The organism is Rhodoferax sp. GW821-FHT07G04 (assembly GCF_059418585.1).
In genome coordinates this window covers 142,216-166,855 of record NZ_JBWKQD010000002.1, presented here as the reverse complement: position 1 = coordinate 166,855, position 24,640 = coordinate 142,216, and the positions used below count along the sequence as shown (strand labels likewise).

Annotated in this window: 25 protein-coding genes; 12 read left to right on the top strand and 13 right to left on the bottom strand. The window is 62.7% G+C overall.

Going from position 1 to position 24,640, the window contains the following annotated elements; all coding sequences use genetic code 11:
• Positions 1 to 37: 37 nt before the first annotated feature.
• Genes AC07OO_RS09965 through AC07OO_RS09955 form a run of 3 tightly spaced genes read right to left on the bottom strand, consistent with a single transcriptional unit; the run spans position 38 to position 2,522 of the window.
• Positions 38 to 757 carry a FecR family protein gene (locus tag AC07OO_RS09965; RefSeq protein ID WP_495081949.1) on the bottom strand — a complete coding sequence of 240 codons (720 nt, stop codon included), beginning with the start codon at positions 755 to 757 and terminating at the stop codon, positions 38 to 40.
• Entirely contained in the window at positions 754 to 1,533 is a 780-nt protein-coding gene (locus tag AC07OO_RS09960; protein ID WP_495081948.1) for a BPSS1780 family membrane protein, read from the bottom strand. Before AC07OO_RS09960 ends, AC07OO_RS09965 begins: the two co-directional genes overlap by 4 nt.
• Complete coding sequence (locus tag AC07OO_RS09955; RefSeq protein WP_495081947.1) at positions 1,530 to 2,522, bottom strand: homoserine kinase; 993 nt, start codon at positions 2,520 to 2,522, stop codon at positions 1,530 to 1,532. The genes AC07OO_RS09960 and AC07OO_RS09955 overlap by 4 nt, the downstream gene beginning before the upstream one ends.
• A gap of 125 nt (positions 2,523 to 2,647) precedes the next feature.
• Between AC07OO_RS09955 and polA the strand changes: the two genes are divergently transcribed.
• The 3 genes from polA to AC07OO_RS09940 all read left to right on the top strand — a co-directional run bounded on the left by polA (position 2,648) and on the right by AC07OO_RS09940 (position 7,395).
• Positions 2,648 to 5,449, top strand: coding sequence for a DNA polymerase I (gene polA, locus AC07OO_RS09950; protein WP_495081946.1), 2,802 nt, complete (start codon positions 2,648 to 2,650; stop codon positions 5,447 to 5,449).
• Between the two features lie 60 nt (positions 5,450 to 5,509).
• Positions 5,510 to 6,418, top strand: coding sequence for a dienelactone hydrolase family protein (locus AC07OO_RS09945; RefSeq protein ID WP_495081945.1), 909 nt, complete (start codon positions 5,510 to 5,512; stop codon positions 6,416 to 6,418).
• A 104-nt stretch (positions 6,419 to 6,522) separates the two neighbouring features.
• Positions 6,523 to 7,395: a ZIP family metal transporter gene (locus AC07OO_RS09940; RefSeq protein ID WP_495081944.1), complete on the top strand. Its 873-nt coding sequence runs from the start codon at positions 6,523 to 6,525 to the stop codon at positions 7,393 to 7,395.
• Between the two features lie 277 nt (positions 7,396 to 7,672).
• Here AC07OO_RS09940 and AC07OO_RS09935 read toward each other — a convergent pair whose 3' ends face one another.
• The 3 genes from AC07OO_RS09935 to AC07OO_RS09925 are packed head-to-tail and all read right to left on the bottom strand — an operon-like array spanning position 7,673 to position 10,688.
• Entirely contained in the window at positions 7,673 to 8,569 is an 897-nt protein-coding gene (locus AC07OO_RS09935; protein ID WP_495081943.1) for a sulfurtransferase, read from the bottom strand.
• A 50-nt stretch (positions 8,570 to 8,619) separates the two neighbouring features.
• A complete protein-coding gene (locus AC07OO_RS09930) occupies positions 8,620 to 9,507 on the bottom strand; it encodes a DMT family transporter (RefSeq protein ID WP_495081942.1) in 888 nt (295 codons plus the stop codon).
• Positions 9,507 to 10,688 carry an aromatic ring-hydroxylating oxygenase subunit alpha gene (locus tag AC07OO_RS09925; protein WP_495081941.1) on the bottom strand — a complete coding sequence of 394 codons (1,182 nt, stop codon included), beginning with the start codon at positions 10,686 to 10,688 and terminating at the stop codon, positions 9,507 to 9,509. The genes AC07OO_RS09930 and AC07OO_RS09925 overlap by 1 nt, the downstream gene beginning before the upstream one ends.
• A gap of 203 nt (positions 10,689 to 10,891) precedes the next feature.
• Here AC07OO_RS09925 and xseB point away from each other — a divergent pair, with 203 nt between their 5' ends.
• The 4 genes from xseB (at position 10,892) to AC07OO_RS09905 (ending at position 15,440) form a co-directional block, all read left to right on the top strand.
• A complete protein-coding gene (xseB, locus tag AC07OO_RS09920; RefSeq protein WP_495081940.1) occupies positions 10,892 to 11,155 on the top strand; it encodes an exodeoxyribonuclease VII small subunit in 264 nt (87 codons plus the stop codon).
• A gap of 8 nt (positions 11,156 to 11,163) precedes the next feature.
• Positions 11,164 to 12,156: a polyprenyl synthetase family protein gene (locus AC07OO_RS09915; protein ID WP_495081939.1), complete on the top strand. Its 993-nt coding sequence runs from the start codon at positions 11,164 to 11,166 to the stop codon at positions 12,154 to 12,156.
• A gap of 74 nt (positions 12,157 to 12,230) precedes the next feature.
• On the top strand, positions 12,231 to 14,117 hold the full coding sequence (gene dxs, locus AC07OO_RS09910; RefSeq protein WP_495081938.1) for a 1-deoxy-D-xylulose-5-phosphate synthase: 1,887 nt from the start codon (positions 12,231 to 12,233) through the stop codon (positions 14,115 to 14,117).
• Between the two features lie 243 nt (positions 14,118 to 14,360).
• Positions 14,361 to 15,440, top strand: coding sequence for a TRAP transporter substrate-binding protein (locus AC07OO_RS09905; RefSeq protein WP_495081937.1), 1,080 nt, complete (start codon positions 14,361 to 14,363; stop codon positions 15,438 to 15,440).
• Positions 15,441 to 16,022: 582 nt separating this feature from the next.
• Here the strand turns inward: AC07OO_RS09905 and AC07OO_RS09900 are convergent.
• The 3 genes from AC07OO_RS09900 to AC07OO_RS09890 form a co-directional block, all read right to left on the bottom strand.
• Positions 16,023 to 16,526: a hypothetical protein gene (locus AC07OO_RS09900; RefSeq protein ID WP_495081936.1), complete on the bottom strand. Its 504-nt coding sequence runs from the start codon at positions 16,524 to 16,526 to the stop codon at positions 16,023 to 16,025.
• A 98-nt stretch (positions 16,527 to 16,624) separates the two neighbouring features.
• On the bottom strand, positions 16,625 to 18,211 hold the full coding sequence (locus tag AC07OO_RS09895) for a TRAP transporter large permease (RefSeq protein ID WP_495081935.1): 1,587 nt from the start codon (positions 18,209 to 18,211) through the stop codon (positions 16,625 to 16,627).
• 36 nt (positions 18,212 to 18,247) lie between these two features.
• The gene (locus AC07OO_RS09890; protein WP_495081934.1) at positions 18,248 to 18,787 is read right to left on the bottom strand and encodes a TRAP transporter small permease subunit; all 540 of its coding nucleotides are present in this window, start codon (positions 18,785 to 18,787) and stop codon (positions 18,248 to 18,250) included.
• A 195-nt stretch (positions 18,788 to 18,982) separates the two neighbouring features.
• Here AC07OO_RS09890 and AC07OO_RS09885 point away from each other — a divergent pair, with 195 nt between their 5' ends.
• The 5 genes from AC07OO_RS09885 (at position 18,983) to AC07OO_RS09865 (ending at position 22,631) form a co-directional block, all read left to right on the top strand.
• Positions 18,983 to 19,321 (top strand): hypothetical protein, encoded by a 339-nt coding sequence (locus AC07OO_RS09885; protein WP_495081933.1) that lies wholly within the window; start codon positions 18,983 to 18,985, stop codon positions 19,319 to 19,321.
• Positions 19,300 to 19,845, top strand: a complete 546-nt coding sequence (locus AC07OO_RS09880; protein WP_495081932.1) for a ferritin-like domain-containing protein — start codon at positions 19,300 to 19,302, stop codon at positions 19,843 to 19,845. The genes AC07OO_RS09885 and AC07OO_RS09880 overlap by 22 nt, the downstream gene beginning before the upstream one ends.
• 57 nt (positions 19,846 to 19,902) lie before the next feature.
• Positions 19,903 to 21,294: a class II fumarate hydratase gene (gene fumC / locus AC07OO_RS09875; RefSeq protein ID WP_495081931.1), complete on the top strand. Its 1,392-nt coding sequence runs from the start codon at positions 19,903 to 19,905 to the stop codon at positions 21,292 to 21,294.
• A gap of 113 nt (positions 21,295 to 21,407) precedes the next feature.
• Positions 21,408 to 22,382, top strand: a complete 975-nt coding sequence (locus AC07OO_RS09870) for a DUF6920 family protein (RefSeq protein ID WP_495081930.1) — start codon at positions 21,408 to 21,410, stop codon at positions 22,380 to 22,382.
• A gap of 72 nt (positions 22,383 to 22,454) precedes the next feature.
• On the top strand, positions 22,455 to 22,631 hold the full coding sequence (locus AC07OO_RS09865; protein WP_495081929.1) for a hypothetical protein: 177 nt from the start codon (positions 22,455 to 22,457) through the stop codon (positions 22,629 to 22,631).
• Positions 22,632 to 22,710: 79 nt separating this feature from the next.
• Here AC07OO_RS09865 and AC07OO_RS09860 read toward each other — a convergent pair whose 3' ends face one another.
• The 4 genes from AC07OO_RS09860 to crcB all read right to left on the bottom strand — a co-directional run bounded on the left by AC07OO_RS09860 (position 22,711) and on the right by crcB (position 24,633).
• Positions 22,711 to 23,013, bottom strand: a complete 303-nt coding sequence (locus AC07OO_RS09860; protein WP_495081928.1) for a hypothetical protein — start codon at positions 23,011 to 23,013, stop codon at positions 22,711 to 22,713.
• 13 nt (positions 23,014 to 23,026) lie between these two features.
• Positions 23,027 to 23,584, bottom strand: a complete 558-nt coding sequence (locus AC07OO_RS09855) for an NADPH-dependent FMN reductase (protein ID WP_495081927.1) — start codon at positions 23,582 to 23,584, stop codon at positions 23,027 to 23,029.
• Positions 23,585 to 23,665: 81 nt separating this feature from the next.
• A complete protein-coding gene (locus tag AC07OO_RS09850; RefSeq protein ID WP_495081926.1) occupies positions 23,666 to 24,196 on the bottom strand; it encodes a hypothetical protein in 531 nt (176 codons plus the stop codon).
• Positions 24,197 to 24,252: 56 nt separating this feature from the next.
• Positions 24,253 to 24,633, bottom strand: a complete 381-nt coding sequence (crcB, locus tag AC07OO_RS09845; RefSeq protein WP_495081925.1) for a fluoride efflux transporter CrcB — start codon at positions 24,631 to 24,633, stop codon at positions 24,253 to 24,255.
• Positions 24,634 to 24,640: the final 7 nt, after the last annotated feature.

The following is a 24,640-nucleotide window of genomic DNA, read 5'->3' as shown; positions in this document are numbered from 1 at the left end:
GGGATTTGTTGTGGCTTTGGCAACACCTCCCGCCCGGTCAGCCCCCGTATTCCCGTTCCAGCGTCTTGGTGCCCTTGCGGCCGCTGATCTGCCAGGCCGTGCGCTCGCCAATCAGGCGGGCCAGGAACTCCAGCTCCTCGTCGGTGTGGTTGATGGCCCGGGCCGGGGTCAGTGCGGCGCGACCATCCAAAAGGGGCTCACCCCACATGGCCTGGTGGTACTGGGACTCGGACGTTTCGCGGTCGGTGCCGGAGCTCAGGTCCACGGTGCCGTAGCAGTTGCAAAAATAGGTGCGACTTCCTTGCTTGGGGAAAACTTCGGTATAGACCCCAGTGCCGCGGATGCCGGCCGTCAGCGTTGGCGTGGCGATCTGGCGGGAGCTGCCCTTGCCCCAGACGCTGACCACAGCGCCGGTCAGCAGGCGCAGCAGGCTGACGGCATTCAGATTGGGACCGCGTTCGACGGTCAGCGTCGAGTTCTGGCGCACATGGAAGGCGGAATTGCCGACGACGAAGATCAGCGTGGAGCGTGGGCCGGTCATGATCTCATCACCCGTCTGCACCGATTGGTTGGGCAGCAGGGGCTGGCCGTTGACGGTCGCATCCCCCCGCAATTCGACGACATTGCCGCGCGCCTGCGCATGGGCCGCGCTCAGACCGCCCACCGCCGTCCACGCGGCGGCGGCTTGTAAAAAGCTGCGCCGCTGGTACCACAGTACCTCGGTCTCGGTGCGTCCTTCTAGGCTGTGTTGTGTCATGTGTCGTCTCCTGAAGTGAACTCAAAGCTGTCCTGGAACGTGAAATAGATGGATGTGGTCACCATCGCGGCCATCAGCATCGCCGCCGGATACAGCGCGGTAGCAAAGGCTTCGGCGCTGCCAAATGTCCGTACCAATGTTGCCATAACGATGATGAACAGCAGGAAGATGCCCATCCAGGCCAGACCAAAGACGGTGAAGGCGCCGAAGTTGCGCAGGCAGGCCACCAAGCTGAAAAACAGGCTTTTGACGGGGGGGACGCCGTGCCAATGCAACAGCGCCGGCGCGTGCCAGAACATTTGTGTCAGCGGCAGCGACAGAATGGCTGCCACAAAAGCGGCCCACTGTAGGTCACTTTGCTGCAGCATCTCTGCCGTGGCCGGACCACCGAATAAGTAGAGCTTGGCGAACTTGCCACCATCAATCAGCGCAGTGCAGCCCAGCAACAAGAGCAGGCCCAGCGCGTACAGCACGCCCAGCATCAGCATGGAGCGCACCTGCGCGCGGTCGCCGCGAAAGGCGGTCAGCAGCACCCAGGGCATCGGGAATTTGCCATCCGCAGCCTCGCGCGTGGCTGCCATCAGGCCCAAGGTGGCGCCGGGCAGGAGGAGGAGCATCAAGGCACTGCCCAGCACTGGCACGATGCTCAGCACCGACATCACGGCCACAAACAAAAAGAACAAGCCCGACAAGGCCAGGGGTTGGCGGAAAAACGTTTGCAAGCCCAACTTGACCCATTGGATGCCCCTGCTGGCCGGGACGATGTGAAGTTTCATGCAGTAGTGGTGGGTTGGGGATAGGTCAGGGGGTAGAGGATACGCTGACGCAGCACGCGTTGGAAGTGCTCGGGGTCGTGGGCCTGCAAAACGGAGGCCTCGCGCGGCAGGTGCAGGTCCCACAGGCGCGAGATCCAGAAGCGCAGCGCCGCGGCCCGGGCCATGGCGGGCAACAGCTGGCGCTCGGGTGCCAGCAGTGGGCGCACGCTGGCATAGGCTTCCAGAAAGGCCTGGGTACGCTGCGGATCGCTGGTGCCGGTGGGCAGGTCTATGCACCAGTCGTTGAGGCACACGGCGATGTCGAACAGCCAGGTGTCGATGCCGGCAAAGTAAAAGTCAAAGAAACCGGTCAGCACGGGCGCTGTGTCGCCGTCCTCGGCCGTCTCGAACATCACGTTGTCGCGGAACAGGTCGGCGTGTATGGGGCCGCGGGGCAGTGCGCCATAGGTGGAGAAGCTCGCCACGTGGTTTTGGTAGGCCAGCTCGCTGTGCAGCATGGCGGCCTGTTCGGGCGTCACAAAGGGCAGGATGACGGGCACCGTCTCGTTCCACCAGTCCAGCGCCCGCAGGTGGGGTTGTTGCATGCTGAAGTCGCGCCCGGCCAGGTGCATGCGCGCCAGCATGGCGCCGACCTGCTTGCAGTGCGCCACGGTGGGCGCCAGCTCGCTCTTGCCGCGCAAGCGGTTGACCACGGCTGCGGGCTTGCCCTTCAGTGCATGCACCACGTCGCCATCGCGGTTGGTGGCCGGGTCAGGCACCGGAATACCGTGGTGGGCCAGGTGCTTCATCAGCCGCAGATAGAAGGGCAATTGCTCCATGCTCAGCCGCTCGAACAGCGTCAGAACATAGGGCGCCTGGTCGGTGGTGACGAAGTAATTGGTGTTTTCTATGCCGCCCGAGCAACCCGCCAGGGTCTGGAGGGTTCCCAATTGAAGGCCTTGCAAGAATTCGCTGGCCTCGTCGAAAGAGACCTCTGTGTAAACCGCCATGTGTATCAGCCAGCCCGAAAGAGTCAGAATCCCACCGTGCCCCAGACGGGGTCCGGCCGGGCGGGAGATGGAAAAACAATATGTGTGCCCGGATTGTAGGGCCGGCCACAATGCAAAATGCACCCATGACTGACAAGAAAAAACTGCTGCTGGTTGATGGTTCCAGCTATCTCTACCGTGCCTTTTTTGCGGGCGGCGGTGACATGAGCATCACACTGCCCGACGGCACCGTGCAAAAGACTGGCGCGATCCGCATCATGGTCAACATGATGCAGTCCCTGCGCAAGGAATACCCGGCCGAGTATGTGGCCTGTGTGTTCGATGCCAAGGGCCCCACCTTCCGCGACACCATCTACCCGCAGTACAAGGCCAACCGCGACCCCATGCCCGACGATCTGCGCAGCCAGATCGCGCCCATCCACGAAGTGGTGCGCCTGCTGGGCTGGCCGGTGCTGGATGTGCCGGGCGTGGAAGCCGACGATGTGATCGGCACGCTGGCCGCTGCCGCAGCCAGCCAAGGCATCGAGGTCATCGTCAGCAGCGGCGACAAGGACTTGGCCCAACTGGTCAACGAACACATCACCATCATAGACACCATGAACGGCAAGCGCCGCGACCTGGCCGGTGTGGAAGCCGAGTTTGGCGTCCCGGCTAGCCTGATGCTGGATTACCAGACCCTGGTGGGCGACGCGGTGGACAACGTGCCTGGTGTGCCCAAGGTCGGTCCCAAGACCGCGGTGAAGTGGTTGCAGGAATACGGCTCATTGCAGGGTGTCGTCGACAACGCCGCCAACATCAAGGGCGTGGTCGGCGAGAACCTGCGCCAGGCCTTGGCATGGCTGCCTACGGGTCGTTCGCTGCTGACCATCAAGACCGATTGTGATCTGACAGGATGGGTCTCGGGGCTGCCCGCTATGGAATCAATAGCGGTTGGTGCCCAAGATACGAGGGCTCTGCGGGTCTTTTGCGAAAAGTATGGATTCAAGGGGCTGGCTAAATCGCTGGAAGCCCAGGAGGCGGCTGCAGGCGGAAATGGGGCCGCAGGAATTGGGGCCAAGCCACCCGGCGGTGCTCCCGGCTTGTTCGATGAACCCGAAGCCACAGCCGCCGCCCCGCGTACCAGCAATCTGGCCTACGACACCGTTCTGACTTGGGACCAGTTCGACGCCTGGCTGGCCAAGCTGCAGGCGGCCGAGCTGACGGCGCTGGATACCGAAACCACGTCGCTGGACGAGATGCGCGCCGAGATCGTTGGCATCTCCTTTAGTGTCAAACCGGGTGAGGCGGCCTATGTCCCGCTGACACACCGCTACCCCGGCGCGCCCGAGCAATTGGAGCGCGACGCGGTATTGGCCAAGCTCAAGCCCTGGCTGGAAGACGCCACAAAAAAGAAGCTGGGCCAGCACATCAAGTACGACCGACACGTCTTTGCCAACCACGGTATCGAAGTGCAGGGCTATGCCCACGACACCATGCTGCAGAGCTATGTGCTGGAGGTGCACATGCCCCACGGCCTGTCCAGCTTGGCCGAGCGCCATGTGGGCCGCAGCGGCATCAGCTACGAAGACATCTGTGGCAAGGGCGCCAACCAGATTTCGTTCGATCAGGTGGACATCGCCAAGGCGGCGGAGTATTCCTGCGAAGACTCGGACCAGACGCTGGATGTGCACAACGCTTTGTGGCCCAAGCTCGCCGCCGACGCCAAGCTGCAATTCATCTACGCGCTGGAAATGGCCAGCAGCGAGACGCTGTACCGCATCGAGCGCAATGGTGTGCTGATCGACGCGCCCACGCTGGCCAAGCAGAGCCATGAGCTGGGCCAACGCATCCTGCAATTGGAGACCGAGGCCTATGAGATTGCGGGCCAGCCTTTCAATCTCTCGTCACCGAAGCAACTGGGCGAAATCTTCTTCGACAAGCTGGGCATGCCGGTCGTGAAGAAGACCGCCACCGGCGCCCGCAGCACCGACGAAGAGGTGCTGGAGAAGCTGGCCGAAGACTACCCCTTGCCGGCCAAGCTGCTGGAGCACCGCAGTCTGTCCAAGCTCAAGGGCACCTATACCGACAAGCTGACGCTGTTGACGCTGCCCCGCACCGGCCGTGTGCACACGCATTACGCGCAGGCTGTGGCGATCACCGGCCGCCTGTCCAGTAACGACCCCAACCTGCAGAACATTCCCATCCGCACGCCCGAAGGCCGGCGTGTCCGTGAGGCCTTTGTGGCACCTGCCGGCAGCGTCATTGCCAGTGCCGACTACTCGCAGATCGAGCTGCGCATCATGGCCCACATCAGCGGCGATGCGGCCCTGCTCAGTGCCTTCCACAGCGGCCTGGACGTACACCGTGCTACGGCAGCCGAAGTGTTCAGCGTGCCGGTGGATCAGGTGAGCAGCGAACAGCGCCGCTACGCCAAGGTCATCAACTTCGGCCTGATCTATGGCATGAGCGCCTTTGGCCTGGCGCGCAATCTGGGCATAGACAACACGGCGGCCAAGAACTACATCGCCCGCTACTTTGAGCGTTATCCCGGCGTCAAGACCTACATGGAGACAACGCGCGAACTCGCCAAAAAGCAAGGCTATGTGGAAACCGTGTTTGGCAGGCGCTTGCAACTGGCCGGTATCCAGAACGCCAAGGGCGCGCAGCTCGCGGGGTTGGAGCGCGCCGCCATCAACGCGCCGATGCAGGGCACGGCGGCCGATCTGATCAAGCTCAGCATGAACAAAGTGCAGCAGGTGCTGGATGCCGAGCAACGCACCACCAAGATGATCATGCAGGTGCACGATGAACTGGTGTTCGAGGTTCCCGAGGCCGAGGTCGACTGGCTCAAGACCGAAATTCCGCGCCTGATGGCGGGTGTGGCGGAGCTGAAAGTGCCGCTGCTGGCCGAGGTGGGGGTTGGTCCTAACTGGGACAAGGCCCACTGATTACCGTAGACTGTGCCGGTTTCTTCCCCCACCCAACCCCTTGATTGAAGGACTTAAGCGATGCTGACTGCAGACCAAAAAGACGAATTCAACGCCTTGCTCCCCGGCAAGTCCACCGAGGCCGGCGCCACGCGCCGTACCGCACTCAAGACCGCATTGGGTGTGGGCTACGCCGCCACTGCCATGCCCATCATGGCGCAGACCGCGATCAAGACGCCCGACACCGGTTTGATCACCGGCACGCCGGTATTCGAGGTCGACAACTACCCGGTGCCGATGTATTACGCAGCGCCTGCGGGTAAGAAGAACCTGCCCATCATCCTGGTGGTGCAAGAGATTTTTGGCGTGCACGAATACATTGCCGACACCTGCCGCCGCTTTGCCAAGGCCGGTTACCTGGCCATCGCGCCCGACCTCTATGCCCGCCAGGGCGATGCCAGCAAATACACCGACATCAGCAAGCTGCTGGCTGAAATCGTGGCCAAGGTGCCCGATGCCCAGGTCATGGCCGATCTGGACGGCGCGGTGCAGTGGGCCGGCGAAAACGGTGGCAACACCAAGCGCGTGGGCGTCACCGGCTTCTGCTGGGGCGGCCGCATCACCTGGCTGTATGCCGAGCAGAGCAAGAACGTCAAGGCGGCTGTCGCCTGGTATGGCCGCTTGGTTGGGGCTTCGTCGGCCGTCACACCCAAGCATCCTGTCGACCTGGCCGCAGGTCTGAAGGCCCCGGTGCTGGGCCTGTATGGCGGGCAGGACGGCGGCATCCCGCTGACCACGGTCAACCAGATGAAGGACGCCTTGGCCGAGGCGGGCGCCAAAGGCAACAAGGCCGCCAAGGCTTCGGAGTTTGTGGTGTACTCTCAAGCCCCCCATGCCTTCCATGCAGACTATCGCCCCAGCTATGTGAAGGAAGCGGCAGAAGACGGCTTCAAGCGGGCCCTGGAGTGGTTCAAGGGCCACGGCGTCTGACCCACCGCAGACGCCTGATGGCAGGACCGCCCTTCGGGGCGGTTTTTTGTTTTTCGGTTTGATGATTTCGGGCGCTAGCCCTCGAGAAATATACGTAAGCAGCTATGACATTGATAGCAATTTTGGTCGGAACCCTGGTCGCCGGCATTGGCTCGGTCTGGCTGGCCGCAGCCCTGAGCTTTGGTGCCCTGGCCCGCTACACGCAGCACATGCTGAGCCTGGCGGCCGGCGCGCTGATGGCCACTGCCTTCATGCATCTGCTGCCCGAGGCCTTTGAGAGCCGCGTTGCCGCCCACGACCTGTTTTTGACGTTGTTGCTGGGCCTGGTGTTTTTCTTTTTGCTGGACAAGGCCGAGCTGTGGCACCACGGCCATGAGCACCACCATGCGGATGCGGGGCATGACCATGCCCACGGGCACCACCACCATCACCACGCTCCCGCGCACCCCCACAAGCACAGCCATGGCCACCAGGGTGCCGCGGCCGTTCATGTGCATGACCATGCGCATGATGGCCCGGTGCAGCCTGGCAGTTGGGCCGTGCTGACCGGCGACAGCGTTCACTGCTTTGGCGACGGTATCCTGATTGCGTCGGCCTTCATGGCCGATATGCGGCTGGGTGCCATCGCTGCCTTGGCAGTGTTGGCTCACGAGGTGCCCCACCACATGGGCGATCTGATGGTGCTGCGCTCCGGCACCAGCAACAAGCGCATGGCCTTGGTCAAGGTGTCACTCGCCGGAGCTGTTACTGCGTTGGGTGGTCTTGCGGGGTATTGGCTGGTGGACTCCTTGCACAGTTATCTGCCCTACTTTTTGGTTGTGGCATCCAGCAGCTTTGTTTATGTGGCCTTGGCTGACTTGATCCCGCAGTTGCAGAAGCGGTTGACGTTGAAGGAGACGTTGGCGCAGATCACTTGGCTGGCCTTGGGGATTGGGCTGGTGACGGTGATGAGTGGTCTGGCGCACGGGGGGCATTAAGCGGCCAGTGCTTGCGTCGCTGTTGGTTGTATCAGCCGGGTAGCGGGTTTTGCTCCGTGTCCCCGGGCCTTCGGCCTCCTCCTTTACCTGCGCAAAACCCGCTACCCGACTGATACCGCGTGGCGTGGTTTGTGTCGCTCTGCAGAGCCACTTCCAGCGGCAGGGCTGGGGTGAGCGCCAAAGTGAGGTAAAGGGGGAGGCCGAAGGCCGGAGGACACGAACGGCGGCGCTTACCCCAGCCCTGTTGCGGGCGAGTCGTTAAGACGTGGCACTATCTTCAGCCCTGTGCAACGGGCCGCGACGGATCGCTGCACCATTCGCTCCAGCTACCGGCAAACAACTGGGTGCGGCCCAGGCCGGCAATTTCCATGGCGATGATGTTGGGCACAGCGCTGACGCCGCTGCCGCAGTGGTGCACCACGGTGGCGGGGTCGCGGCCGCCCAGCAGCGCGTCAAACTCGGCGCGCAGTTCAGCAGCGGGGCGAAAGCGCCCGTCGGCGGCGATGTTGAGGTTGAACGGGCGGTTCAGCGCTCCGGGTATGTGGCCGGCCACCGGGTCCAGTGGCTCCACTTCACCGCGAAAGCGCGGTGTGGCGCGCGCATCGATGACGGTTTGGCCGCCGGGCGCGGCAGACTTGCCCACCTGGCTTGCTATTGAATCGATAGTGACTAGTACAGTCTTTTCGGGGGCTAGCACGTAGTTGGCCATATGGCGCTGGGTTTGGGGGCCGCTTTCGACTGTTTCACCAGCGGCCTGCCAGGCCTGCAACCCGCCATCCAGCACGGCTACATTGTCATGGCCGGCCCACTTGAGCATCCACCACAGGCGGCCGCAGTAGTTGGCGCCTTGGCGGTCGTACACCACGGCTTGTTGTGTGTTGTCAAAGCCGACCGAGCCCAGCCAGGCGGCAAAGGCTTCGCGCGTGGGCAGCGGGTGGCGTCCGCCCGATGCGCTGGTGCCGGGCGCGGGTTTGCCGGTGGCGGGGTCTTTGGCGGCGCTCAAATGCTTGTCCAGGTGGGCGTAGACGGCGCCGGGGATATGGGCCTCGGCATACATGGCCTCGCCGGCCTGTGGGTCGGTCAGCAAGAAGCTGCAGTCAAACACGGTATGGGGCTGGCCGCTGGTGCGCAGGGCCTGGAGTTGCTCGACGGAGATCAGGGTGGTGTAGGCCATGAATGGTTTCCTTGGTGCAGAACTTGGGTGCTGCCGGTCAGCCACATATGCTAATGGTCTTCGGCAGGGGTATCAGGCAGGGCGCGGGCGCGTAGCGCGGTGGCCAGCACGCCACTGATCACGATGACTGCAATACCGGCCCAACCTATGGGCGCAATGTATTCGCCAAACAGTGTCAGGCTGTAGATGGAGGCGAACACAATGCCGGTGTATTGCATGCTGGCCACCACCAGCGTGGCGCCATGGCTGTAGGCGCGTGTCATGCACCACTGGCCCAGCGATGCAAGCACACCGATGGGAATCACCCAGGCCGCCGCCGTCCAACTCACCGCGGACCACGGCGTCAATCCGGTAAACAAAGAGCCCACCGCTCCGACGACGGCCGTGCCGATGGAGAAGTAGAACACGGTGCGCACTTCGGGTTCACCCACTTTGCCCAGGGCGGTCACCTGCATATAGGCGAGCGCGGCACCCATGCCCGACAGCAGTCCGATGACACCAGCAAACAACTGGTCATGGTCTATCGTGGGGCGCAGCGTCATCACCACACCGGTAAAGCCCAGCAATACCGTGCCCAGGAGCGGCCCCTGGCGTTGCGACTGTCCATAGAGCAGGGCACCGCCCACGATAAAGGCCGCCACCCAGACGCCGCTCATGTAATTCAGTGTCATAGCCGTGGCCAGCGGCAGATGGGCAATGCCATAGAACCAGGCGCTGAGCGATAGGATGCCGATGGTGCTGCGCCACACATGCATCATGGGCACGGGTGTGCGCAGGCTGGTGCCGCGTGCGCGCAGCACCACGGCCATGAAGACCACGCTGACGATGCCGCGGTAGAACACCAGCTCCAGCGTGCCAAAACTGGCGGATGCGAACTTGATTCCGACTGCCATGGTGGCAAACAGAAACGAGCCCAGCACCATCCAGAGGGCTTGCACTAGATATTGCCCATTTGGCGGCGGTACCAGTTGTGGAAGTGGGGCATGCCGTCTTCCATGGGAGTCTGGTAGGGGCCGACTTCGTTGTCGCCGCGGGCATAGAGGGCGGCGCGGCCGGCGTCCATGCGCTCACCGATCTCATCGTCTTCGAGGCAGGTCTCGTTGTAGGCGGCTTGCTGGGCCTCGACAAACTCGCGCTCGAACGCGGCTATCTCTTCGGGGTAGTAGAACTCCACCATGTTCATGGTCTTGTTCGGCCCCATGGGGTGCAGCGTAGAGACGGTCAGCACATGGGGGTACCACTCGACCATGATGTGCGGGTAGTAGGTCAGCCAGATGGCGCCCTGCTGGGGCGGCACGCCGTTGCGGTAGGCCAGCAGGGCCTTTTGCCAGCGTTCGTAGACCGGCGAACCGGCGCTGGAGCTGGCGCGCGCCAACTGGGCGGCCACACCCACGGTCTGCACTGAGTAGTGGTCGGCGAACTGCCAGCTCAGGTCTTCGCAGGTCACAAACCCACCCAGGCCGGGGTGGAAGGGGCCTACGTGGTAGTCCTCCAGGTAGACCTCGATGAAGGTCTTCCAGTTGTAATTGCACTCGTGCATGACCACCTTGTCCAGCACAAAACCGTCAAAATCCAGCGCCGCGCGCGGGCCCATGCCGGCCAGATCGGCCGCCACATCGCGCCCGTTGTGCTCAAACAGCAGGCCATTCCACTCTTGCAGCGGGTAGTTCTTCAGGTTCAGGCAGGGGTCTTGGTCGAAATGGGGCGCGCCGATCAACGTGCCGGCCTGGAAAGGGGCGCCATTGGTGTTGGCGCCGCTGTAGGTCCAGCGGTGCAGCGGGCAGACGATGTTGCCGCCGGCACTGGCCACCTGGCGGCCGTGGTCGGTGCTGGGGTGTATCAGTGAATCGCGGCCCTTGAGCATCAGTGCCTGGCGGTGGCGGCAGATGTTGGAGATCAGTTCCACACCGCCGGTATTGCGCACCAGGGCCCGGCCCTCTTTCTCTTGGGGCAGGGCGTAGTAATCGCCCACATTGGGGACGCTCAGGGCATGCCCCACATAGCGGGGGCCATTCTGGAAGATGGTCTGCATCTCGCGCTGGTACAGCGCGGTGTCAAAATAGCTAGAAACTGGTAGTTGGCAAGAAGCCTGCTGCAGTTGAAGACTTAAATCAGACATGTTGTCCTGACCTAAAGACTCCCCACAGGGAGATGCGCTTCATAAGGCGCGTTACAAAGGGAAGGCCGGTCGCAGTGAAGCGGGGTTACCGGGGGCGGGTTGGGCATTGTACCCGGGGGCGACAAGCCCCTAGCCCTTGCAAAGGCCTAAAATCGCGATTCACAGTTTTCTGTCCCTATTCCACTCCTCCTCCCAAGCCGCCCATGCCCAAGGCCCCCGCCAAATCCGACACGACCGTTGACGCCACCTCCAGCAGCCCCGTGCCAGCCACCTACGAAGCCGCGCTGCAGGAGTTGGAGCAACTGGTCGGCCAATTGGAGTCTGGCACCATGCCGCTGGATCAATTGCTGTCGGGCTACCAGCGTGGCGCCCAGTTGCTGCAGCTGTGCCGCGACAAGCTGCAGGCGGTGGAAGACCAGATCAAGGTGCTGGATGAAGGCATGCTCAAGGTATGGAAGCCACAATGAGCGCGATGATGACCACCGATACCTTGGCCCCACCAGCCCGCCAACCCGCTGCACCGGCGCGTACCGGCTTCGATCTGGACGCCTGGAGCCGCGCCCGTCTGCAGCAGGTCGAGCAGGCGCTGGACCGCTGGGTCACTGCCGATGTGCCCCAAGGCCTGAGCCATGGCGCCCCCGCCCAGTTGGTTGAGGCCATGCGCTATGCCGTGCTCGATGGCGGCAAACGTCTGCGCCCCTTGCTGGTGCTTGCGGCGCATGAGGCCGTGTGCGAGAGCGCCAGCTCCGTACAAGGCGACGCCATGTACGAGGCGGCCCTGCGCGCCGCCTGCGCCGTGGAGTTGATCCACGCCTATTCCCTGGTGCATGACGACATGCCCTGCATGGACAACGATGTGCTGCGCCGGGGCAAGCCCACTGTGCATGTGCAGTTTGGCCAAGCCAGCGCCTTGCTGGCCGGTGATGCTTTGCAGGCCTTGGCATTTGAATTGTTGACCCCGCAAGACGGCACGGTGCAGCCGGCCACCCAGGCCCGCTTGTGCGCCTTGCTGGCCCGCGCCGCCGGTAGCGCCGGTATGGCAGGCGGCCAGGCCATTGACCTGGCCAGCGTGGGCCTGCCGTTGAACGAAACGCAGTTGCGCCAGATGCACGAGCTCAAGACCGGTGCGCTGCTGCAAGCCAGCGTCGTGATGGGTGCCCATTGCGGCGTGGCCACGGCCCAGGCACTGGCGTCTTTGCAGTCCTATGGCGCCGCCATGGGGCTGGCGTTCCAAGTCGTGGACGACATACTGGATGTCACCGCCGATTCCACAACGCTGGGCAAGACCGCCGGCAAGGATGCCGACAACAACAAGCCCACCTATGTCTCGCTGATGGGCCTGCAGGCCAGCCAAGCTTATGCCCAGCAGTTGCTGGAGCAGGCCTTGCAGGCGCTGGACAGTAGTGGCCTGCCCCACACCGAGGCGCTGCGCGCCTTGGCCGATATGGTCGTGAACCGGGCCCATTGACGGCAGGTGTCATATATAAAAATGGCCGCTAGCCCTCGAAAAATATGCGTAAGCAGCTACTAAAAAGATAGCATATGTCAAAAACCAAGTATCCCCTGTTGCAGACTATCAACGATCCTGCCGACCTGCGCGAGGTGCCGCGTGCGCAACTGCGTGAGTTGAGTGATGAGCTGCGCGCCTATTTGCTCGACAGTGTGGCCAAGACCGGTGGACACCTCAGTTCCAACCTGGGCACGGTGGAGCTGACCGTGGCCCTGCACTATGTCTACAACACACCGCGGGATCGCATCGTCTGGGACGTGGGCCACCAGACCTACCCGCACAAGATACTGACCGGTCGCCGCGACCGCATGGACACGCTGCGCCAATTGGGCGGGTTGAGCGGCTTCCCGCAGCGCGCCGAAAGCGAATACGACACCTTTGGCACGGCGCACTCCAGCACCTCCATCTCCGCTGCGCTGGGCATGGCCCTGGCCGCGCGCATACAGGGCGAAGACCGCCATGCCATCGCCGTCATTGGCGACGGTGCCATGACGGCCGGCATGGCCTTTGAAGCCTTGAACAACGCGGGCGTGTCCGATTGCAACCTGTTGGTCATCTTGAATGACAACGACATGAGCATCAGCCCGCCCGTGGGTGCGTTGAACCGCTACCTCGCGCAGTTGATGAGCGGCCGTTTCTACGCAGCGGCCAAGAATGCCGGCAAGTCCGTGCTTAAGGGTGCGCCGCCATTGTTTGAGCTGGCCAAGCGCCTGGAAGAGCATGCCAAGGGCATGGTCGTTCCGGCTACGCTGTTCGAGAAATTCGGCTTCAACTACATCGGCCCCATCGATGGCCATGATCTGGATTCGCTGATCCCCACGCTGGAAAACATCCGCCAGCTCAAGGGTCCGCAATTCCTGCACGTGGTCACCAAGAAGGGCCAGGGCTACAAGCTGGCCGAGGCCGACCCGGTGGCCTACCATGGCCCCGGCAAGTTCGACCCCAGCGTGGGTTTGCAAAAGCCCGCAGTGGCACCCAAGCAAAGCTTCACCCAGGTGTTTGGCAACTGGCTGTGCGCCATGGCCGAGGCCGATCCGCGTCTGGTCGGCATCACTCCTGCCATGCGCGAGGGCTCGGGCATGGTGGAGTTCGAACAGCGCTTCCCCGAACGCTATTTCGATGTCGGCATTGCCGAGCAGCACGCCGTCACTTTCGCCGGCGGTTTGGCCACCGAAGGCCTCAAGCCCGTGGTGGCGATCTATTCCACATTCCTGCAGCGCGGTTACGACCAGTTGGTGCACGACATCGCCATCCAAAACCTGCCGGTGGTGTTCGCACTGGACCGTGCAGGCCTGGTCGGTGCCGATGGTGCGACCCATGCCGGCGCCTACGACATCGCCTACCTGCGTTGCATTCCCAATGTCAGCGTGGCCTGCCCGGCCGATGAGAACGAATGCCACCAGTTGCTGAGCACGGCCTTTGCGCAAAACCACCCCATCGCGGTGCGTTACCCCCGCGGTGCCGGTGCGGGCGTAGCCGTGCAGGCGGGTCTGGAGACCCTGCCATTCGGCAAGGGAGAAGTGCGCCGCACCGGCAAGGGCATTGCCATCCTGGCCTTTGGCACGCTGCTGTACCCCGCGCTGGAGGCGGCCAACGCCTTGAACGCCACGGTGGTCAATATGCGCTGGGCCAAGCCGCTGGATACCGAACTGCTACTGCAGGTTGCCCGCAGCCACGATGCCCTGGTGACGGTGGAAGAGGGCTGTGTGATGGGTGGCGCCGGCAGTGCCGTGCTGGAGGCCTTGCACGCCGCCGGGGTGGAGTTGCCCGTGCTGCAACTGGGCCTGAAAGACCAATTCATCGAACACGGCGACCCTGCACGCCTCTTGACCCTGCAAGGTCTGGACGCCGCCGGCATACAGGCGTCCATCGCGCGCCGCTTCGCAGCGCTGTTGGCGCCCATCGTGCGAGCGGCCTGATCAAGCAAGGCTCCACCCGCTCCTACGCACCGGTCTACGGTGTGCGCGAGTGCCAAAACAAGCACTCGCGTTTCAATCCTTTCAGAATCCTGAAGAGCCCTTTTTCAGGGCTGTTATCGAGGGAAAACCCCCAGGGTTGGGGTAATACCGGTTCCTACAATGCGCAGTGACTCATAGCAGTCCTTGCTGGGCGGTATTGGCTGGCCGGCGAGATTGTTTCAAACCTCTTTTGGAGTACACGGAATGGATCGTCGTTCGATTATTAAAAACGCTGGCATGGCCGGTGTGTTGGCTGCAGGTGTCGCGCCAGCCGTGCATGCGCAAGCGGCTGTGCGCTGGCGCCTGTCATCGAGTTTCCCCAAGGCCTTGGACACCATCTTTGGCGCAGCCGAAACCTTTGCCAAGCACGTCAAGGAATTGTCGGGCGGCAAGTTCGAAATCTCGGTCCACGCTGCGGGTGAAATCTCCCCCGCGCTGGGTGTGGTCGATGCCGTGCAACAGGGTTCGGTGGAATGCGCGCACACAGCGCCCTACTACTTCTTCGGCAAGAACGAGGCATTCGCCCTGGGCTGTGCCATCCCCTTCGGTCTGAACAGCCGCCAGATGACAGCCTGGATGTACCAAGGCAATGGCTTGACGCTGATGCGCGAGTTCTATGCCAAGTACAGCATGATCAACTTTCCCATGGGCAACACCGGTGCGCAAATGGGCGGCTGGTTCCGCAAGGAAATCAAGACGGTCCAGGACCTGAAGGGCCTGAAGTTCCGTACCGGCGGCTTCCCCGGCAAGGCCATCGAACGCCTGGGCGTGATCCCGCAAAACATTCCTGGCGGCGAAATCTACACCGCGCTGGAAAAGGGCACGATCGACGCCTGCGAATGGGTCGGCCCTTACGATGACCAGAAGCTGGGCTTCAACAAGGTTGCTCCGTTCTACTACTACCCCGGCTGGTGGGAAGGCGGTCCCCAGTTGGACCTGTTCGTCAACCAGAAGGCCTACGACGCGCTGTCGCCCGAGTTCAAGTCCATCGTGCAAAACGCTGCGGCCTATGCCCACACCGACATGCAGGCCAAGTACGATGCCAAGAACCCCGCGGCACTGAAGCAGTTGGTCGGCTCCGGCACCAAGCTGCGCCAGTTCCCCAAGGAAGTCATGGAAGCCGCCTTCAAGGAAGCCATGGCCCTGTACGAAGAGCTGAACCAGAAGAACGAAGACTGGAAGAAGATTTACGCCGACTACTCCAAGTTCCGCGCCGATTCCAACCTGTGGTTCCGCTTCACCGAAGCCACCTTCGACCGCTTCATGCAGTCGCAAAAGCTGTAATCCATTCAGCTTGTTGCATTAGAAGACCGCGCCTCGGCGCGGTTTTTTGTTTCTGGGGCATGGTTTTTTAGGTGACTGGCCTCGCTTTTTTTGACAACCAAAGAGCCAAATAGCCGGACTCCCCACTCTCCCCCCGCCCTCTCGCCCCCGTCGGGCGAGAGGGAGCCTTCAACAGCCGATTTTGCTTCTGTGCTCCGGCTGTGGCATTACGGCAGTGAGGTTGCGTTGCAGGTTGGCGCACATAGGCTTTGAACCAACTGTCCTAGAGACCTCGTGTACGGTGGCGTGGAGCCGCTGGCGCGCGCAGCGGCCAGTGTGGGTGCACCCAAGTGGCAGCCGTTTACTCCAACCGCAGCGCCAGGGCCGTGGTGTACCAGTAAGTACCGCGCCGCATCGCCAGTAGCGCCTTAGCCGGCGCGACGTAACCTAATCGGCTGTTAAAGGCTCCCCTCGCCCGACGGGGGCGAGGGGTTGGGGGAGTGGGGAGTCCGGATATTCGGCTATCCAGCGGTTTGGCTGTTTAAACCCGGCCTCGTTAACCAGAGACCCAGGTGCCCAATGCCGATCACTGAGTGACCACCATCAACGCCGCTCACGCGCCGCCTGCAGCGCGCTGGCCAGACGTTCAAACTCCAGCAACATCTGCGGCGAGGCCGCGTAAAACACCGTCAGCTTGTTCGAGAAGGTGCGGGTGTACAGGCGCGGTGCAATCAACCAATCCAGGCCCCGCACCCGCATCAACCGGGCATAGGCCAGGTCGCCAATGGCCACCTTTTTGTGCGATACCCAAGTCTGCTGCAGCGCCGTGCCGTCCAGCGTGGTGGTGCCGCGCAAGATGTGCCATTCGGTATAGACCATCATGGCCAGGGCCGCCACCAGCCAGCCGCTGGACTGCAATGTGGGTGCCAGTTGGCCGCTGCTCCACAGCTGCACACCCCACAGCACGGCCGCTGTCACGATGACCACCGCCATGCACTTGAAGGCTGGCGAATAGGCTGGGCTGCGCACCACACCGCCCGTGGGTTCGAAAGTAAAGGCGGCTGGCAATGCTGCGGATGCCGGTGTGTTGTCGGTTGAAGTGGTCATAGGGGCCTCTGGCAAAAAAATACCCCACACACGATCAGGTGGTGGGGCAGGGGCTGGCCGAAGTACCGTGCGCGTCACTTCGGCGGTTCAGCCATTTGCTATTTCTTGAACAGCTCGTCGATGCGCTTCTGTTCTTCGTCCGCTTCCTTGTCGGCGGCGGCCTTGCTGGCAGCTTCGGTCTTGGCGGGGGCAGCAGCAGCGTCGGGGGCGGACGCGCCCTCTGCAGGCTTGGCGTCGCTGGCTGCTGGGGCTGGGGCGTTGCTGCTCTCGTCGGTGGGCATGTCGATCTTGACCTTGTCCACATCGACGACCACTTCCTTGTCCAGGAACACGGTGACGGACTGGGGCAGGAAGATCACGACCACGACCAGGATGATCTGCATCGCCACCCAGGGCAGGGCGCCCAGGTAGATGTCGTTGGATTTCACCGGCACGGGAATGCGTTTGTCCTTGAACAGCGTGTCGGCAATGCCGCGCAGGTAGAACAACGCAAAACCAAACGGTGGGTGCATGAAACTGGTTTGCAGGTTCACGCACAGCAGCACGCCAAACCACACCAGGTCGATACCCAGCTTGGCGGCCACGGGTGCCAGCATGGGCACGATGATGAACGCGATCTCAAAGAAATCCAGGAAGAAGGCCAGGAAGAACACGAACACGTTGACCACCACCAGGAAGCCCACCTGTCCACCGGGCAGGCCAGTCAGCAAATGCTCCACCCACTTGGAGCCGTCCACACCCTGGAAGACCTGGCTGAACACGCGTGAGCCGATCAGGATGAACACCACCATGGCGGTCAGGCGCATGGTGCCGCTCATGGCTTCCCACAGCAGTGCCTTGGTCAGGCGCTTGGACATGGCGGCCAAAATCATCGCACCCACCACGCCCATGGCACCGGCTTCGGTGGGGGTGGCCACGGCCGAGTCCTGGAAGGGCAGGCCGCCCATGGAACCCAGCACCGTGAAGATCAGCACGGCCGAGGGGATGATGCCTTTGAGGCACTTGCGCCACAGTGGCCAGCCGTTCAGGGTGCGCTCGGTCACAGGAATGGCGGGCAGGTAGTCGGGGCGCGCACGCGTCAGGAAGAAGGTGTACAGCGCGAACATTGCCACTTGCAGGATGGACGGGCCCCATGCGCCCTTGTACATATCGCCGACGGGCTTGCCCAACTGGTCGGCCAGCACCACCAGCACCAAAGAGGGGGGCACCAGTTGCGTGATCGTGCCTGATGCCGCCAGCACGCCGGTGGCATAGCGCATGTTGTAGTTGTACTTCATCATCACCGGCAGAGAGATCAGCGCCATGGCGATCACCTGGCCCGCCACCGTGCCGGTGATCGCGCCCAGGATGAAGCCCACGATGATGACCGAGTAGCCAATGCCGCCGCGGCGTGGACCAAAGAGCTGACCCATGGAGTCCAGCATGTCTTCGGCCAGACCGCACTTCTCCAGGATCGTGCCCATGAAGGTGAAGAAGGGAATGGCCAACAACAAATCGTTGTTCAGAATCGAAAAAATCGATATCGGCAGATTGCCCATGAAGGCCGATGGAAACCAGCCCATATTGATGGCATAGGCCGCGCTGGCCAAGCCCAGGGCCGCTAGCGAGAATGCGACCGGGAAGCCGATCAGCATGATGATGATCATGCCCGCAAACATGACGGGAGGAAAATTTTCCAATTGCATAGTGTTGTGTTCCTGAGTCTCTGATTGCGTGCCTGCTTATTGCAGGGGCTTCTCGTAATGCGTGTCCATCTCGTACTGGCCCATCAGGTAGCCAATGCGCTTGATGACCTCGGACAGGCCTTGCAAGAACATCATGGCAAAGCCCAGGGGCATGGCCAGCACCACGGGCCAACGGATCAGGCCGCCCGCGTTTTCCGACATCTCATGCATGGTGTAGGAGTTGAGGAAGTAGGGCACCGAGAGGTAGAGCAGCGTGCCGGCTGCGGGCAGCAGGAACACGATCAGGCCGAACAGGTCCACATACACCGGCCCTTTGCCTTTGAGCTTGCCGTAGACCAGGTCCACGCGTACATGCTCGTTGAGCTTGAGCACAATGGGGGCGCCCACCATCACGGTGTAGGCAAACAGGTACCACTGCACCTCGATGTAGGCGTTGGAGGTCCAGCCCAAGCCATAGCGCACAAAGGCGTTGAGTGCGCTGATCAAAGCGGCCAACAGCACCGTCCAGGATGCCAGCACCCCGAATTTTTTGCTGATCCAGTCCATGCCCAGCGCGAGTTTCAATAGTCCTGCCACTGCAAACCTCCATCCATCAAATTGCATTTGGCATGCACGGTCATCCCCGTCACATGCAGAGCGCCAATGGTGCCTGAAATGCCTGTGAAAAACCTGACACGCCGTCTTGGTGTTTACCCTTGCGTTCCCTCGGAAAAACAAGCTTGCGTATGCAAGCGCACGGACGGTTTTGCGCGCATTTTCTAGCATGCCCCCATGAATACCCAGACCCCTCGTGACATGCGCTTTGTCCTGTACTCGGCGAGCACCTTGGCCGAGCGCGATGGCGCCGGCTTTTGGTCCAAGGACGTGGGCTGGGTGGAATTTCGCTTTGCCACCCAGTTCACGCTGGACAGCGTGCGGTCCTGCGTGCTGCCGCGTGACATAGCCACAGATGCCCAATGGATGATGTGGCCCGGCACCGCTGCGCCCAGCGCCTCCACGGCCATGCTGGCCAGCGAAGCCCTTGGCGCCGGGGCGGCACCTCGCTTCGCCTCCAACCCTTTTCCGCACACCAACTCGGCGAGAACACTATGCAAAAGACAGCTGACCTGACCCCCGTTGAAACCCTGCGCCGCGATGCCCGCGCGCACCTGGACCAAGGTGCGGTGACCGCCGACTACCGCGCGGACCGTGCCACGGTACTCAAGCTGTTGAATGAGGCGCTGGCCACCGAGTGGGTGTGCGTGCTGCGCTACCGCCGCCACTACTTCATGGCGCGCGGCATCCATGCCCGTGGCATTGCTGCCGAGTTTCTGGCCCATTCCAACGAGGAAATGGGACACGCCGACCTGCTGGCGGCGCGCATCGTGCAACTGGGCGGGGCACCTGATCTGGCGCCGGACAACCTGTCTGGCCGCAGCCACGCGCAGTATGTGGCCGGCAAGACACTGGTGGACATGATCCGTGAAGACCTGGTGGCCGAGCGCATCGCCATCAACAGTTACCGGGACATGATCCGCTACCTGGGCCACGACGACCCCACCACCAGCGACATGCTCAAGACCATACTCGCAGTGGAAGAAGAACACGCTGACGAGCTTGCCGACCTGCTGGAAGATTTGCCACAATCGGAATGACCACCGCACCCCTGCCCGCATGTTTGGCAGGGCGGTAGCGCCAGGAGGCAGGCCGCCATGAAGACTCCGCACCCGCACCGCATTGAGCACGATTCCATGGGCGATATCGCCGTGGCCAGCGACGTCCTATGGGGCGCGCAGACCCAGCGTTCGCTACAACACTTTGCCATTTCGACCGAGCGCATGCCACGGGCCTTGTTGTACGCACTGGCCCGCACCAAACGCGCGGCCGCCCAGGTGAACCGGGAACTGGGGCTGCTGGACGGACGCATTGCAGACGCGGTTGTGCAGGCCGCCGAGGAGGTGCTGGCGGAGAAGCACGCCGACGCCTTCCCACTGTCAATCTGGCAGACCGGTTCCGGCACCCAAACCAATATGAACATGAACGAGGTGCTGGCCAACCGCGCCTCCGAGATTTTGGGCGGCCCGCGCGGCATGGGGCGCCTGGTACACCCCAATGACCATGTCAACATGGGGCAGTCGTCCAACGACATCTTTCCCACCGCCATGCACCTGGCCGCATTGGCAGGCCTGACCCAGAACGTGCTGCCAAGCCTTATCGCGCTGCAGACTACGCTGATCACCAAGGCCGACGCCTTTGCGACGGTGGTCAAGATGGGACGCACGCATTTGCAAGACGCCACGCCGATCACGCTGGGCCAGGAGATGTCTGGCTGGGTGGCGCAACTGGTGCAGGGCCAAGAGGCTATCGAGCGCAGCCTGGATGCGCTGCTGGAGCTGGCGGTGGGCGGCACCGCAGTGGGGACGGGCCTCAATACGCACCCGGAGTTCGGCGCCCGCGTGGCTGCACGCCTGGCCAGGGAATCGGGGCTGGCGCTGCGCTGCGCCGACAACCGCTTTGCCGCCCTGGCCGCGCACGATGGTCTGGTCCATGCCCATGGGGCCTTGAAGACCCTGGCCGTTGCACTGATGAAGATTGCCAACGATGTGCGTTGGCTGGCCAGCGGGCCACGCGGTGGTCTGGGTGAACTGCGCATCCCGGAGAACGAACCCGGCAGCTCCATCATGCCGGGCAAAGTCAACCCCACACAATGCGAGGCGCTGACCATGGTGTGCTGCCAGGTCATGGGCAACGATGTCGCGCTGGCCATAGGTGGCGCCATGGGCAACTTCGAACTCAATGTGTTCAAGCCGCTGATCATCCACAACTTTTTGCAAAGCGTGCGCCTGCTGTCCGATGCCATGGCCAGCTTCGACCACCACTGCGCTCAGGGTCTGGAGCCGGACCGCGCACGCATTGCCGAACTGGTTGACCGCTCACTGATGCTGGTGACCGCGTTGAATCCCCATATTGGCTACGACAAGGCGGCGGAGATCGCGAAATACGCGCACCAGCATGGCACGTCTTTGCGCGACGCCGCGGTGACTTTGGGAACGGTCAGCGCCGCGGACTTCGACGCCTGGGTGCGACCGCAGACCATGGTGTAGGTGCCGCGCATTTCTGCGGCAACATCAGCGGCGCGCGCAGGGTCTGTGGCCGCGGGAATGGGCTCTGGGTATTATCGAGAGCACGTCTTCCTTGTTCTCGACCTCACGCCCCCATGCCAACCGACGAAGCCAAGCCACAGCCTCCCCAGCAGAGCGCCCCCCAGGTGCTGGGTGACTATGTAGTCCCCAGCTACGCGCCCGACCAGCCCAACCGCAAGTGGGTGGTGATGAAGTGGGCCGCGCGTGGGGTGGCAGCCACCGTGATACTGGCCATCCTGCTGGGCGTGGGGGCCAATGGCCGTTGGGCCCGGCGCGTGGATGCGCATTTGCAGGCGCTGGAAGCCGCATCCCCCCCCGCCCGCGCCCAGCGCTACGAGGACGATGAATTGAAAGCCCTGCCGCCCGTGGTGGGCCGTTACCTGTCTCTGGTGCTTAACCCTTACCAGCCCATGGTGCGCGGGCTGTACTTGGAGCAGACCGGCAGCTTCAACCGCAGTAGCGATCCGCAGGCCCCACGCTGGAATCCCTTCACGGCGCGGCAACGGGTGACGACGCAGCGGCCCGGCTTTGTGTGGGATGCCTCGGTCGACATCCTACCCGGGATCAGCGTGCGCGCTATCGACACCTATGCAGCCGGTGCGGGCAGTCTGCAGCCCTCGTTGTTTGGCTTGCTGGACTTTGGGGGCAGCAAGGCCGGTGATCCCGATATGGCGCGCAGCGAGTTGATCCGCTACGTTGCCGAGAGTGTGTGGTACCCCACGGTGCTGCTACCCAGCCAGGGCATGCAGTGGCAGGCAGTTGATGCGCACTCGGCACAAGCCCGCTTCAGCGATGGCCCATTGACCGTCACACTGCTGTTCAGTTTCGACGCCAATGGCCTGGTGGAGCGCATCAGCAGCACCGAGCGCAGCGCTTGGCTCGATGGCGCCATGGTGCCCATGCCGTGGGAGGTGCGGCTGTCCCACTACCACACGCTAGGCGGCATGTTGGTGCCCCTGGAGGCCGAAGTGGCGTGGTCGGCACCGGGTGGCCGCTGGCCCTATTGGCGCGGCAAGATCGAGAAGCTGGAATACGACATGCCCCGATAAGGGGTTGATCGCGGCAGTACCCAGTATTGCGTGCCTTGCAATGCCCGTCAACGCCCTCAGGTGTGGGGCACGATGGTGAAGATGAACATCAAGCTCAACTGGCGGCGGCCTCTCTTTTATCTGCTGTTGCCGGTGCTTTTTGTACTGGCCTTTGTGGGCTTTCCGCCGCCGTTTGCACCGCCGCCACGTATCAAGGCTGCGCAGGAGCAGTCGGTGCCGGCTGACAAGAAGCAGCAGGGTGGTGGATAGGGTTGTATGCGCTTTGCTCTGCATTTGATAGCTGAACCATCAATATGCACAGGGGGCTAGAGGCTGATTCTTTGAAAACCTATTGGGCCACCAATAGGTTTGGCGCGGTGGCGCTAGCCGCCAGCGTTTCAGAAGGATGCTCTTTCAGTTGCCGTAGGCAGGCGCTGCTATCGCTCCATTGGGGCAGGGCTTTGCAGCGTGCAATCGCCGTTGCGTGTTGGGCCAAGGCTTGCTGGCGCAGCGCGCCGGCCTGCGTGGCGCCGTGGACAACACGGTAGAAAACAGCCAGCAGCACCACGACCAGCAGCGAGACCACGAACGTGGTCCAGCGGGATTCCAGCACCCGTAGTGCGGTCATGGGCACAGTGTGTGCGTCGTTCATGGTGGCCGGCTTGCTAGCGCAGCGCGTGCTGCTTGATCCAGTCCACATAGCGGTCCATCCAGCTCTGCAGGAAGGCACGGCTGCTTTCACCTATGCGCCCGCTGGTGTCGAACAGATTGTCCTTGGCCTGGATGAAGGCTTCGGGCTGCCCCAGCGTGGGCACGTCCAGATAGGCCAGCACATTGCGCAGGTGTTGTTGCGCCATGGCCGTGCCCGCGGCCCCGACCGACACGCCCAGCACACCGGCCGGCTTGCCGGCCCAGGCGCTGTGGCCATAGGGGCGCGAAGCATGGTCGATGGCGTTCTTCAGCACACCGGGAATGGAGCGGTTGTACTCCGGCGTTACGAACAGCAGGCCTTGTGCCTTGCTGATCTCCGCCTTCAGCCGCTGCACGCAGGGCGCGGGATCAGTGTCCCCATCCTGGTTGTACAGCGGCAGATCGTCAATCTGGGACTGCTCAAACGTGAAATCCGTAGGCGCCAGCAGCGCCATGGCATGGGCCAGTTTGCGGTTGAAAGAATCGCGGCGCAGGCTGCCCACGAAGACGGCGATGGTGTAGGTGCGGCTCATGGCGTTCTCCAAAAGCTGCATGCTGACCCCAAGCGTGCGGGAATACTGTGCTCTAGCGCACAGTAGCTGGCATAGCCCGCCTTATTTGGAGCGAATCAGGTCGCGGAACCAATCGCGCAGGGCGCGCAATGATTGAGTCATGGCGCGCACCGATGCCGCCATCGTCCGCCAGGTGACGGATGCCTTCAAGCGGGCAATGAGCCCGTCTTTCCAGGGCTTCCAGCGGTTGTAGAGCCGGGCAAACCAGGCCAGGCGCATCAACGCGGGTTGGGTGAGTGCAAACAGGCGCGCCACCGCCGCCGTTCCTAGCATCTTGGCAGCCAACACCACGGCCAGACCCATCAACGCATGGCCGCGGCTGATCCAGTACAGGGCCAGCAGCTTGATCGGCAACAGCAGCAGCGCTGGCACAAAGAAGACCGCCAGAGCCAGGTAGGGCGGCAGGCGCACGATGAACGCTTCCATGCGCGCCCACAGCGGTAGGCGGGCCAGGCGCGCCATCAGGCGCTGCAGCGGCTCCCAACCCCATTCCTCAAAAATCAATACCAGGGCCAGTGCTGGCCCTACCGTGAGGTGGAAGAGACCGCGCAGCAGTCGTTTGAGGAATGACATAGTGTCTTAGTGTGCCCTAAGCGCCTGTGCGGACCAAGTCCGTACGGCGTAGATGGCTATGCGCTGGCCAGCCAATGGTTGGCCGTCCAGATGCCGGCCACGGTCAGCAGCAGCGAGCCCGCCACGTGCACACCGGCTGTGCCCAGCGCCAGCGCATAGCGCTGCTCCAGCAGCATGGTCACCACCTCGGCACTGAAGCTGGAGAAAGTGGTCAGCCCACCCAGGAAGCCGGTGACCAAGGCAAGCCGCCACACCGGGTCTAGCTGGGGCATGGCCTGGAATACGGCCACGCAAATGCCGATCAGGTAGCCACCAACCAGGTTGGCCGCCAGTGTGCCCCAGGGTATGACCCCACCCGGGCTTAGCCACAGACCTAGGCCCCAGCGTGCCAACGCGCCAGCACTGGCGCCCAGACTGATTGCAATGACGGCCAGCATGGTGGTG